Below are 11,223 nucleotides of genomic sequence, written 5' to 3' on the forward strand. Positions count from 1 at the left end.
GCGCGTCAGCGGATGGGCAATGCGTACATCAGGCCGCCCTTGGTCCAGAGGGCGTTGGCGCCGCGCTGCATTTTCAAGGGGCTGCCCTGGCCGAGGTTGCGCTCGAAGCTCTCGCCGTAGTTGCCGACCTGCTTGACGATGTTGTAGGCCCACTTCTCGTCCACGCCCAGGTTCTTGCCGGCGCCGGGCGTCACGCCCAGGATGCGCTGCACGTTGGGATTGGTGCTCTTGGCCATTTCATCGACGTTCTTGGACGTGATGCCGTATTCCTCGGCCTCGATCATCGCGTTCAGCGTCCACCGGACGATGGCCGCCCACTGTTCGTCGCCCCGGCGCACCATGGGTCCCAGCGGTTCCTTCGAGATCAGCTCGGGCAGCACGACATAGTCGTCCGGGTTGGACAGCTTGGTGGTGCGGATCACGTTCAGCGCCGAGATGTCGGTGGTGTAGGCGTCGCAGCGGCCCGCGGCGAAGGCGCGGACCAGTTCGTCGAACTTGTCGATGACGACGGGCTTGAACGTCATCTTGTTGGCGCGGAACCAGTCGGCCAGGTTCAGTTCGGTGGTGGTGCCCGGTTGCAGGCAGATGGCCGCCTGGTTGAGTTCCTTCGCGCTCTTGACGCCCAGCTTCTTCGATACCAGGATCCCCTGGCCATCATAGAAGTTCACGCCCACGCCGGTCAGGCCCAGCGCCGCGTCCCGCTGCAGCGTGATGGAGGTGTTGCGGGGCAGGACGTCGACCTCGCCCGACTGCAGCGCGGTGAAGCGCTGCTGGGTATTGAGCGGGGTCAGCTTGAACTTGGTGGCGTCGCCGAACAGCGCGGCCGCGACGGCCTTGCACAGGTCCACGTCGATGCCGGTCCAGTTGCCCTTGCTGTCGGGGTTGCTGAAACCGGCCACGCCGGTCGAGACGCCGCACTGCACGAAGCCCTTCTTCTTGACGGCGTCCAGCGTGGGGCCGGCGTGGGCGGCATGCGCGGCGCCCAGCATCAGGGCGGCGGCGAGGAAGGTTTTCAATGCTTTCATGGCGGGCTCCTTGCGCGGACGGCCCTGGACTATAAAGCATCGCCGGCCACGGCCTCCTTGGGGAAACGTACCGTAGCATGTGTTCGGTATGATGAAAACCTCGGGGCCTGTCGCCTCCGGACGGCCCAGGTTACTATTTCGACCTCATGATCGAATTCCAGCAAGTCTACAAATCCTATGGCCGGGGCATCGACACGCTGGCCGATGTGACCTTCGGCATCGCCCAGGGCGAATTCGTCTTCGTCTCCGGGCCGTCCGGGGCCGGCAAGTCGACCCTGTTGAAACTCATCGCGGGGCTGGACGTCCCCAACCGGGGCACGGTCCTGGTCAACGGGAAGAACGTCGGCAAGCTGCCGGGCCGGTTCCGCCCCTACCTGCGGCGCGCCATCGGCACCATCCTGCAGGACGTGCACCTGCTGAGCGACCGCAGCGCCTTCGAGAACGTGATGCTGCCTCTTACCGTGACCGGCCATTCGCGCGCGGCCGCCGCCAAGCGCGCGCACGCCGCCATCGAGCGGGTCGGCCTGTCGGGCAAGGACAGGCTGCGGCCGCAGGAGCTGTCCGGCGGCGACCAGCAGCGGCTGGCCATCGCGCGGGCCATCGTCAACCGTCCCGGCCTGTTGATCGCCGACGAACCCACCGCCAACCTGGATCGCGAGAGCGCCCGCCGCATCGTCGAGGTCTTCCGCGACTTCAACCGCGTGGGGGTGACCACGATCCTGGCCACGCACGACGAAAGCCTGATCACCGACTACGCCACGCGCGTGCTGCTGGTCAAGGAAGGCCGGGTCACCGACGGCGGCAAGCGCACGCCGCGGCTGGGCGGGGAGGTCCTGGCATGAGCCCCCTGATCCGCCAACATCGCTACGCGCTGGGCGTGACCCTGCGCCGGCTGCTGTCGCAGCCGTTCTCGTCCGTCGCCAACATCCTCGTCATCACGCTGGCGCTGGCCATTCCCCTCTTGGGCGCGGCGGCGCTGATGTCGCTGCGGCCGGTGGCCAGCCACCTGACGGCCGATCCCGAGATGACCGTCTTCATGGAGGTCAGCGCCACGCCGGCCGAGACCGGCGCCGTGGCCGACCGGATCCGGCGCGACCACGCCAGCGAGATTCAGGCCCTGCGTGTGATCAGCCGCGACCGGGCCCTGTCCGAGCTCAAGGCCAACCCGGCCTACGCCCAGGCCCTGGCGGTGCTGCCCGACAACCCTCTGCCCGACGCCATCGTGGTAACGCTGGAAGGCGAGGACCTGGCCCAGCGGTCGGCCAAGCTCGCCGCCCTGTGGAAGACCTGGGCCAAGGTCGACATGGTGCAGGTGGACAGCGCCTGGGTGCAGCGGCTGGAGGCCATCTTGCGCTTCGCCCGCGCGAGCCTGCTGTTCCTGGCCCTGGTGGTGGCGGTGGCCGTGCTGGCGGCAGTGTTCAACACCGTGCGCATGCAGGCCCTGTCCCAGCGCGAGGAAATCGGCGTCGCGCGGCTGGTGGGCGCCACCGAGTCCTTCGTGCGGCGGCCTTTCCTGTACCTGGGGGCGATCAGTTGCGGCGTGGCGGCGTTGGCCGCGATCGGGCTGGTGGCCGTGGTGCTGGATCCGCTCAATGCCGCCCTGGCGGACCTGGCCCGCACCTACGGGACCGAATTCGCGCTGCGCCTGCCGCAGTGGGAATGGCTGGCGGCGTTCGTGGTCGGGGTGGCCCTGCTGGGGGCGCTGTCGGCGCGCTGGTCGGTCACCCGGAATACCCGCTTCTGATTTCGTCGTGGCGGCACGGGCTGCCGCGGTCGAGAATTGTGACGGTCAGATGACCTGTCATCATTTTCGGGGGCGGCGAGCTCTACCATGTCGGGAATTTCCCGTCATCGCTCGCTTTCCGCCCTCATGCTAGAACAAGAACTCAAGTTTTCCGTCCCCTGGGCCGCGCGCAAGGCTGTCGCCGGCCAGGTCGTTTCCCTGTCATCCGCGCCCCGCACGCATCTGCGCGCGATGTACTTCGACACCCCCGACAGGCAACTGGCCCGCCAACGCGCGGCGATCCGGCTGCGCCAGGAAGGCCGCAAGTGGGTGCAGACCTTCAAGATGGCCGGTGCCGACGCCATGTCCCGCGTCGAACTGAACCATCCCAGTCCCGGCCGGGCCCTGGACCTGTCCGTCTACGCCGGCACGCCGGCCGAAGCGGTGCTGGCGGTGCTGGGCGCCGGGTTGGGTGTGCGCTACGAGACCGACGTCTGGCGCAAGACGGCCGCGGTGCGCACCCGCGCGGGTTCGGTGGAGGTGGCCTACGATGTGGGCACGATCCGGGCGCAGGGACTGGAGCTGCCGGTGTGCGAGCTGGAGTTCGAGCTGATGTCCGGGCGGCCCCAGGCGCTGTTCATCGTGGCCGGCCGCTGGCTGGCCCGGCACGGCCTGGTGCTGGACCTGCGCAGCAAAGCCGAGCGCGGCGACGGGCTGGCCAATGCCGCAGCCCGCATCGCCGCCGCGCCGCTGGACGAACGGCCCCAGGTCAGGGAAGCGGAGATCGCCGCGTTCTGGGCGCCGCGCTTTGCCACCGGGATCGGGCTGGGCCAGGACGAGACGCCCGATCAGGCGCTGGCCGCGATGACCGCTGAATGCTTCGAGCAGATCGCTCGCAACGCGGCGCCGCTGGCGGCAGCCGACGCGCCTCCCGGGGTACGGCTGGGGGGCGCCGAACACGTGCACCAGTTGCGTGTCGGCATGCGCCGGCTGCGCTCGGCATGGAAGCTGCTGGACGGCAATGCCGAATTGCCCCCGGCGGCGTTGCAGGAGGGGGCGCGCCGGCACTTCGCCGACTTCGGCCGGGTCCGCGACCAGGACGTCATGGGCGGCGAGGTCCTGTCCACGCTGGTCGATGCCGGCATGCCGCCCCTGGCGTGGCAGCCGGAGGCCGGGCCCGATGCGGCCACCCTGGCATCGTCCGTGGACTTCCAGTCGTGGCTGCTGGGCCTCCTGGCCTGGAACGTGGGCATACGCGAGCCGGCTCCCAGCCTGCCCATGGCCGGCGGGCTGCCGGCGGCCGAACCGGCGGCGCCCGCGCCGGCGCGTCCCGTCCGCCTTGCGCGCGCGGTCACGCCGCGCCTGGACAAGTGGCACCGCCGGCTGGTCCGCGAGGGACGCCATTTCGTGCGTCTGGAAGACGAGCGCCGCCACGCCCTGCGCAAGCTGGCCAAGCGCCTGCGCTACGGGCTGGCCCTGTCGGCGCCCCTGTACCGGGCGGCGCGCGTGCGGGCCTATCGCAGGCAGCTTTCGGCGCTGCAGGACATCCTGGGCGAGATCAACGACCTGGTCGTGGCGCGCACGCACTATGCCTCGCTGGCCGACGCGCATTCCCAGGCCTGGTTCGCGCTGGGATGGATTGCCGCCCGGCTGCGCGAGCTGGAGGTCCAGGCCGAGACGGCCTTCGGCGCGCTGGCCGAGGTCAGGGTGCCCTGGAAGGCCCGGCGGTGAAGGCGCGGGGCCGCAGGCCCGCGTGGAACCAGGACACCAGGGTATAGGTATCGAACACCGGCAGCCCCAGCTCGGCTTCGACCGCCGCCGAATGGACCGGGAAGTTCGCGCATTCGCTGACGATGGCACCGACCTCGGGGTGCCGGGCGACCAGCCGGCGGGCCGCCGCGACGACCTCCCGCTCGTGCGCCGCGAGGTCGAACGTCGTCCGGTTCTCCAGCAGGTCGCGCTTGAACAGCGAACCGGGCGGCAAGCCCTCGACCGGCGGCGTGCCGGCTACGCCCACGCCGTGGAAGTGGGCGGGCGTCAGGGCCTCGGCCACGGGCGTCAGCACGCCTACGGTCCTGCCGGGCGGCAGCAGCGCCTGCGCCATGGGAATCTGCAGCAGGCTGGAGGTGGCGACGGGCACCGGGCAGCACGCGGCCAGCTCGCGTTGCAGCACCGCCAGGAAACCGCAGCTGGTCACGATGCCGTCCACCCCCATGGCCGCCAGCCCGGCGGCCGCCCGTGCGAACAGGTCCAGCGTGCCGCCGGCCTCGGGGCCGGCGACGCGGGCGCCGGTCGCGCCCTGGACCACCGCATACTGCACCGGGAAAGGCCAGGTGGCCGCGTGGCCGATGTCGCCCGGGACGCGCTGGAAGCCCGTGTCCAGCAGCAGGATGCCGATGGAGACGCCGTGCAGGGTACGGGCGCGGGCCATGCGGCTCAGTCCACGAAGCAGTTGCAGTGCTCGAAGGCCGCCGGGACGGGCTTGCCCAGCTGGGCGAATTTCTTGCGGCTGATCAGCGCGGCGTAGTCCTTGCGGCCAGGCTTGATGGGGGCGAGCTCGGTGGTCTTGCGGCCCTTGAGCAGTTCGGCCGCCAGCTGGGCGGCGTGCGCGCCCTGCACCTGGTAGGACGCGGCGTAGGACACGGCAACCACCCCCTTCTTGATCAGCTCGGTTTCCGCGCTGAGGATGGGGATGCGGTAGCGGTCGGTAACCGAGGCCAGCGCCGGCATCGAGGACTGCACCAGGCTGGAGCCGATGGCATAGACGAAGTCGACGCCCGACAGCATCTGGGTGCGCTGCTGCACGTCGATGGCCGCATCCACGCTGACCGCCTGCAACGCCAGGCCGGCCCGCTTGGCGGCGCCTTCGATGGATTTCATGGCGACCACGTCGTTGGCTTCCCCGGGGGCGTACAGGACGCCGAACTTCTTCGCGTCGGGAAAGATCTGGCGGGCGAACTCCAGCACCGCGTCGTAGTCCATCGCGCTGGCCGAACCCACGAAGCGGGGCCCGCCCTGGTTCCAGTTCGGCACCAGCCCGGCGGCAACCGGGTCGCTGATCAGCACGAACACCAGCGGGATGCGCTTGTCGCTGACGCTGGTGATGGCGGCCTGCGACACCGGTGTGGTCACGGTCAGGATGACCGAGGGCTTGTTGGCCTCGATCTGGTTCAGGATCTGCGGGATCATGGCCGGCGTGAAGTTGGCGTCGCTGTAGACGAAGCGCACGTTCTTCCCGTCCACGTAGCCCAGCCTGGCCAGTTCTTGCTTGAAGCCCGACACGCTCTGGTCCAGGGCCGGATGCGGACCGAAGTTGGCGATGCCCACGACCATGGGTTCCTGCGCGCCCGCCGCGCAACTGGCCACGAGGGCCGTTCCGGCCACCAGCCGTCCGAGAAGTTTGCCCAGCACGGTTTTTCTCCTGCCAAGAACGGGAAACGCCCGCGCGCCGCTTGGCCGGCGCGCGGGCGCGAGTGTCAGGCCTCGAGTTCCGAAAGTTCGGTCAGGGGCTTGATGCCGCCTTCGTTGGCGATCAGCGCGCGCTTGCGGACGTAGCGCAGGATGCTGGTCGCGCCATAGCGCGAGCCGCCCATGCCGGACATCTTGAAGGCGGTTTTCTCGCCGTCGAACATCATGCCGCGCTGCAGCTCGGTGTCGTTGATGCTGACACCGCCCGCCTCCATCAGCGTCGCGAAATCGCCCGCGGTGTGGGTGTCGGGACCGAACACGGCGCCCGACAGGCCGAAGACCGTGTCGTTGACCAGATGGGCGGCTTCCTCGACGGTGCTGAATTTCATGACCGGCACGACGGGGCCGAAGGTCTCTTCGGTCATGACCGCCATGCTGTGATCCACCCCGGTGACGATGGTGGGATCCAGCCAGATCGCGCCGCCCACGTTTTCGACCTTGCCGCCCGACAGGATGCGGGCGCCGCGCGCCACCGCGTCCTGGAGCTGGGCTTCGACGATGGCGCCCTGGGCCTCGAAGATGAACGGGCCGTAGTGGCCGCCGTCTCCCGCCGCGTGGCTGCGCCGCAGCGTGGCGGCCTGCCGCAGCAGTTCGGCGACGAACTCGTCATGAACCGAGGCATCCACGTACACGCGTTCGATCGCATAGCAGACCTGCCCCGTGTTGTAGATGGCGCTGCGCAGGATGCTGGTGGCGGCGCGGGCGAGATCCGAGCCCGCCAGCACCACCGCCGGGTCCTTGCCGCCCAGTTCCAGGAAGGCAGGGATGAAGGCTTCGGCCGCGGCAAGCGCGATCCTGCGGCCGGTCTTGATGCTGCCCGTGAAGACGATGGCATCGCTGTTGGCCACCACGGCCTGCCCGGTCTCGGCCCCGCCGCGCACCAGCGTGATGATGTGCGCCAGCTCGGGCACGTCGTCGATCGAGCGCTGCAGCGGTTCCACGAAGCGCGGCGTGACCTCGCTGGGCTTGACCATCACGGCCGCGCCGGCGACCAGCGCCGGGATCGCGTCGATGAAGGACAGCACCAGCGGAAAATTCCAGGGGCTGATGACGCCCACCAGCGGGTAGGGCACCAGGGTGGTCTTGAAGATGATCTCGTCGTTGTGCGAGAACTTGCGGAAGGGCTGGGCCAGCACCTGGGGCGCCGCCTCGCAGTAGCCGTGGATGAAGTGCTCGACGGCGCCGAGTTCTTCGTGGGAGATGCGCGTGCGGCCGGTGTCGACGCTGAGCGCCGCGGCGATCTCGGTGGCATGCCGGCCCAGGGCCTCGGCCCATTTCTTCAGGATGGCGACGCGGCGCTCCAGGCCGCCCGAGAACCAGGCGCGCTGCGCCTCGCGCGCCGCTTTGGCCTTGGCGGCGATGTCCGCCGGGCTGGTGGATTCGAACCGGTAATCCCGTTCGCCGCTGCGTGGATTCCGTACTTCCATGACTGCCATTGTGTGCCTCGCTAGTTGTTCCCATCGGGGATGGGACGATCCTATGCGAAGCATGGGGCGGCAATCAGCCCGGGATGCGCATCACTGCCGATTTCCTAGAAAAGTCATCTGTTTCCCGAAAGCGGGCCGGATGCGATCAATGCGTACCCGGCGGATGCAGCGGGTCGCCGGCGTGGCGGGCCAGGACTTCCTCGGCGCTGCCCATGCGGCGGGCGTCCTTGGGCGCGAAGCCGAAGTGCTCGCGGAACGAGGCGGTGAAGCTGGTCTGGTGCTGGTAGCCCACGGCGCAGGCCACCTCGTTGACGGACAGGCGGTCCTGGATGAGCAGGTTCAGCGCGCGGTTCATGCGGTGGCTGTGGCCGAACTCGAACACCGTCATGCCGTACAGGAACTTGAAGCCGCGCTTGAGCTTGGACGTGTTGGTGCCCACCGCGCGCGCCAGTTCCGGGATGGTGGGCACGCGCGTCATGTCCGACAGCATGATGTCGCGCGCCTTCTCGATCAGGCGCAGGTCGCGGGTGGAGAACACGCCCGGGGCGTTTTCGCTTTCTATGTGGTTCTGCCACAGGTCCAGCGAGGCGCACAGGATCTCGCTGGCCTTGGCCTCGGCCAGCAGCAGGCGGCGATAGCCCTGGTAGGGGTTGGCCAGCAGTTTCTCGATGGCGTGCAGCACTTCCACGCCCACCGGCATCTGGTGGCAGAAGACCTGTTCGTTGCCCACGGCGTCCAGCTTCTTCTGGAAGGCGTTGCCGGCGCCCAGCGAGGCGCGGACGAAGGCGTCGAAATAGGCCTGCGTGACGTACATGCTGACCATGCGCCAGGATCCGGGGCCGCAATGCACCTGGTAGAGCATGTCGTCGCCCTGCTGCACCACCGTCAGGTTGGGCGAGCCGATCTGCACTTCGCCCGATTCCGAGAACTCGACGCGCGCCGGGCCCTTGAGCACGAAGTGGAATTCGACGAAGCCTTCTGGCAGCACGCTTTCGGTGCGTTCCTTCGTGTAGCGGCAACTGGTGATGACCAGGAAGATCTCGTCCCGCAGGCTGATCAGTTCCCAATAGCCCTCGGACGGATCCTGGGAAACGGCCACGCGCTGCCCGTAGATGCCGGGGCCCTTGGCCTGGGGAACGGCGTGCTCGGCCGTTGCGCGCAAGCTGTGGAAGGCTTCGGTGGTGCGGGCATGCCGGCCCGCCAGCCGGGTCCTGAACAATCCATCGTCGCTCTGGTCGGGACGAAAGGGGAAGGTATTCATCGGCACTCCCTGCGGTCGGACATTCGGCGGTGGCATACGGTACGGTGGCGCGGTCGACCGGGCAATCCGGGCTAACACGCGTATGGCGTCGCCCGCGACATCAAGTTGTTCCGTAATCCTAGGTTTTCGCCACATCCGGCAAAGAAGCGCGGCCCCGGCCGTTGCTATCGTCGGACCTCCATCCCACGCAAGACCTTCACATCGATGAGACACTACCTCGACAAGCTCCAGTCCCGGGGCGAGCTGGTCGTCGTCCACAAGGAAGTGGATCCGCGCTTCGAGGCCGCCGCGATCGCCCGCAGGCTTCAGTCCGAGTCCAGGCAGGCGGTGCTGTTCTCCCATGTCCGGGGCAGCGCGCTGCCCGTGGTCATGAACGTCTACAGCGAACACCAGCGCCTGCGCGAAATCATCCGCTGCGGGCGCAAGACCTTCTGCGAACGCCTGGGCGAGGAGATCGCGCTGGCGGCCACGCTGGGGCAGGGCGCCTGGATGGAAGATACCGATCCCGGCGACGACTGGTGCTCGGGCACGCTGTCCGACCTGCCCATCCTGACCTATCACGAGCGCGACGGCGGTGCCTACATCACCTCGGGCATCTTCCTGGCGAAGCATCCCGACAGCGGCGTGCCCAACCTGTCGTTCCACCGGTCGATGAAGGTCTCCGACGGCGAATTGCGCGTACGCCTGGGCAGCACGCACGACCTGGCGCGCTTCCAGCAGGCGGCCGAGCGCGACGGCAAGCCGCTCGAGGCGGCGATCCTGGTCAGCGCCGCGCCCGAACTGTTCATGGCGGCCTGCGTGTCGCTGCCGCCGGATGCCAGCGAACTGGCGCTGGCCGCGGCCATACGCGGCGGGCCGCTGCGCATGAGGCGGTGCAGGACCATCGACCTGTCGGTGCCGGCCGCGGCCGACATCGTGATCGAGGGCCGCATCCTGCCCAACGAGCGCCGCCCGGAGGGCCCCTTCGGCGAGTTCATGGGCTACTACGTCGAGGTGGGCGACAACCACGTGTTCGAGGTCACCCACGTCGGATGGCGCAAGGGCGCCGTCTTCCACGGCCTGATCTGCGGCTCCAGGGAGGACCTGCGGCCGCTGGAGGCGGCCACGGCCGCGCGCATCTACCAGGCGCTCAAGGCCCAGGTGCCGGGCGTGCTGGACGTCTCGTGCCAGCCCACGGTCATGAACACCATCATCAAGATCCGCAAGCAGTACGAAGGCCACGGCGGCCACGCGCTGCTGGCGGCGATGGGATCGCACCTGGACTACAACAAGTTCTGCGTGGTGGTGGACGAGGACGTCGACATCTACGACATGGACGAGGTGGTCTGGGCGTTCGTGACGCGCGGCCGCGCCGACACCCGCAGCATGGTGGTGCCCAACGTGCCGGGCTTCTATCGCGATCCGCACAAGGACCATTGGGGACGCCTGGCGCTGGATGCGACGCGCCCGTGGGGTCGGGAGGCGGAGTTTGCGCGCAAGCGGATCCCGGGCGAAGACACGGTGGACCTGGCGGAGTACCTGGGCTCGCAGTGGCCCGCCGCGTAGCGGCGGGCGCCGGCATCGCTGCCGGTATGCAAAAAACAATTGTTTTTTTGCCTGGCCTGGCCGATCATAGTCGCCAGACCATGAAAACGCCCGCGCCTCCACCCCTCGAACCGCTTGCCCGCGCGGACCTGCTGCCCGAGCGCATCTACCGCCGGATCCACGAGAAGATCGCCAGCGGCGAGATCGACCCGTCCGTGCGCATGACCGAGACCCAGCTCGCCGCGATGCTGGGCGTGTCCCGCACGCCGCTGCGCGAGGCGCTGACGCGCCTGCGCCATGAAGGGCTGCTGACTGCGGGCCGGGGAACCTCGGTGGCCTCGCTGTCCCGCCTGGATCTGGAGGAAATCATGGAGCTGCGGCTGCTGATCGAGCCTTATCTGGCGGCCCGCGCCGCCCGGTCGGTCACGCCCGAGGGACTGGCCGAGCTCGAGGCGGTCGTGCAGCGCGAGGTCGATGCGCTGCCCCGGCCGTCCCTGCAGAAATTCGTCATGGCCAACCATGACTTTCGCGTCGCGCTGGTGCGGCTGGCCGGCAACAAGCGGCTGGGCGAAGCCGCCAGCCGCCACGACAGCCAGATCCAGACCCTGCGGCGGGCCACGCTGGAGAAGAAATCCAATCGCGAGATCGTGGTCCGGCACCACCGGGCGCTGGTCGAGGCGCTGGGCCGCCGCGATGCCCGGGCGGCCGAGAAAACCATGCGCGACCTGATGCTGCAGGCGCGCGAATCGATCCTGGCGCTGATTCCCGCGCCCAGGGCCTGATAGGAGATACGTT

At 68.8% G+C, this 11,223-nt stretch carries 10 protein-coding genes; 5 read left to right on the top strand and 5 right to left on the bottom strand.

From position 1 onward, the window contains the following. Positions 1–5: 5 nt before the first annotated feature. The gene (locus WKR98_RS07315) at positions 6–1,025 is read right to left on the bottom strand and encodes an amino acid ABC transporter substrate-binding protein (RefSeq protein ID WP_341432503.1); all 1,020 of its coding nucleotides are present in this window, start codon (positions 1,023–1,025) and stop codon (positions 6–8) included. A 146-nt stretch (positions 1,026–1,171) separates the two neighbouring features. Between WKR98_RS07315 and WKR98_RS07320 the strand changes: the two genes are divergently transcribed. The 3 genes from WKR98_RS07320 to WKR98_RS07330 all read left to right on the top strand — a co-directional run bounded on the left by WKR98_RS07320 (position 1,172) and on the right by WKR98_RS07330 (position 4,479). Continuing rightward, complete coding sequence (locus WKR98_RS07320) at positions 1,172–1,867, top strand: cell division ATP-binding protein FtsE (RefSeq protein WP_124687510.1); 696 nt, start codon at positions 1,172–1,174, stop codon at positions 1,865–1,867. After that, positions 1,864–2,769 (top strand): cell division protein FtsX, encoded by a 906-nt coding sequence (locus WKR98_RS07325; protein WP_124687511.1) that lies wholly within the window; start codon positions 1,864–1,866, stop codon positions 2,767–2,769. Before WKR98_RS07320 ends, WKR98_RS07325 begins: the two co-directional genes overlap by 4 nt. Positions 2,770–2,895: 126 nt before the next feature. Next, positions 2,896–4,479 carry a CYTH and CHAD domain-containing protein gene (locus WKR98_RS07330; protein ID WP_341432504.1) on the top strand — a complete coding sequence of 528 codons (1,584 nt, stop codon included), beginning with the start codon at positions 2,896–2,898 and terminating at the stop codon, positions 4,477–4,479. Here WKR98_RS07330 and WKR98_RS07335 read toward each other — a convergent pair. The 4 genes from WKR98_RS07335 to WKR98_RS07350 all read right to left on the bottom strand — a co-directional run bounded on the left by WKR98_RS07335 (position 4,451) and on the right by WKR98_RS07350 (position 8,904). Beyond that, the gene (locus tag WKR98_RS07335) at positions 4,451–5,179 is read right to left on the bottom strand and encodes an aspartate/glutamate racemase family protein (RefSeq protein WP_124687513.1); all 729 of its coding nucleotides are present in this window, start codon (positions 5,177–5,179) and stop codon (positions 4,451–4,453) included. The two genes, WKR98_RS07330 and WKR98_RS07335, sit on opposite strands and share 29 nt — an antisense overlap. A gap of 5 nt (positions 5,180–5,184) precedes the next feature. After that, positions 5,185–6,159 (bottom strand): ABC transporter substrate-binding protein, encoded by a 975-nt coding sequence (locus WKR98_RS07340; protein WP_238160267.1) that lies wholly within the window; start codon positions 6,157–6,159, stop codon positions 5,185–5,187. Positions 6,160–6,224: 65 nt separating this feature from the next. Further along, positions 6,225–7,643: an aldehyde dehydrogenase family protein gene (locus WKR98_RS07345; protein WP_238160268.1), complete on the bottom strand. Its 1,419-nt coding sequence runs from the start codon at positions 7,641–7,643 to the stop codon at positions 6,225–6,227. Positions 7,644–7,788: 145 nt separating this feature from the next. After that, the gene (locus WKR98_RS07350; RefSeq protein WP_341432505.1) at positions 7,789–8,904 is read right to left on the bottom strand and encodes a helix-turn-helix transcriptional regulator; all 1,116 of its coding nucleotides are present in this window, start codon (positions 8,902–8,904) and stop codon (positions 7,789–7,791) included. Positions 8,905–9,108: 204 nt separating this feature from the next. Here WKR98_RS07350 and WKR98_RS07355 point away from each other — a divergent pair, with 204 nt between their 5' ends. Continuing rightward, the gene (locus WKR98_RS07355; protein WP_341432506.1) at positions 9,109–10,449 is read left to right on the top strand and encodes a UbiD family decarboxylase; all 1,341 of its coding nucleotides are present in this window, start codon (positions 9,109–9,111) and stop codon (positions 10,447–10,449) included. An 80-nt stretch (positions 10,450–10,529) separates the two neighbouring features. Continuing rightward, positions 10,530–11,210, top strand: a complete 681-nt coding sequence (locus tag WKR98_RS07360) for a GntR family transcriptional regulator (protein WP_341432507.1) — start codon at positions 10,530–10,532, stop codon at positions 11,208–11,210. Positions 11,211–11,223: the final 13 nt, after the last annotated feature.

The sequence above is a fragment of the Pigmentiphaga sp. YJ18 genome (assembly GCF_038066655.1).
Taxonomy (GTDB): Bacteria; Pseudomonadota; Gammaproteobacteria; order Burkholderiales; family Burkholderiaceae_B; genus Pigmentiphaga.

Bases quoted from the DNA above. Each gene is read 5' to 3' on its own strand.
- WKR98_RS07315 (WP_341432503.1), bottom strand. From the start codon at position 1,025: ATGAAAGCATTGAAAACCTTCCTCGCCGCCGCCCTGATGCTGGGCGCC.
- WKR98_RS07320 (WP_124687510.1), top strand. From the start codon at position 1,172: ATGATCGAATTCCAGCAAGTCTACAAATCCTATGGCCGGGGCATCGAC.
- WKR98_RS07325 (WP_124687511.1), top strand. From the start codon at position 1,864: ATGAGCCCCCTGATCCGCCAACATCGCTACGCGCTGGGCGTGACCCTG.
- WKR98_RS07330 (WP_341432504.1), top strand. From the start codon at position 2,896: ATGCTAGAACAAGAACTCAAGTTTTCCGTCCCCTGGGCCGCGCGCAAG.
- WKR98_RS07335 (WP_124687513.1), bottom strand. From the start codon at position 5,179: ATGGCCCGCGCCCGTACCCTGCACGGCGTCTCCATCGGCATCCTGCTG.
- WKR98_RS07345 (WP_238160268.1), bottom strand. From the start codon at position 7,643: ATGGAAGTACGGAATCCACGCAGCGGCGAACGGGATTACCGGTTCGAA.
- WKR98_RS07350 (WP_341432505.1), bottom strand. From the start codon at position 8,904: ATGAATACCTTCCCCTTTCGTCCCGACCAGAGCGACGATGGATTGTTC.
- WKR98_RS07355 (WP_341432506.1), top strand. From the start codon at position 9,109: ATGAGACACTACCTCGACAAGCTCCAGTCCCGGGGCGAGCTGGTCGTC.
- WKR98_RS07360 (WP_341432507.1), top strand. From the start codon at position 10,530: ATGAAAACGCCCGCGCCTCCACCCCTCGAACCGCTTGCCCGCGCGGAC.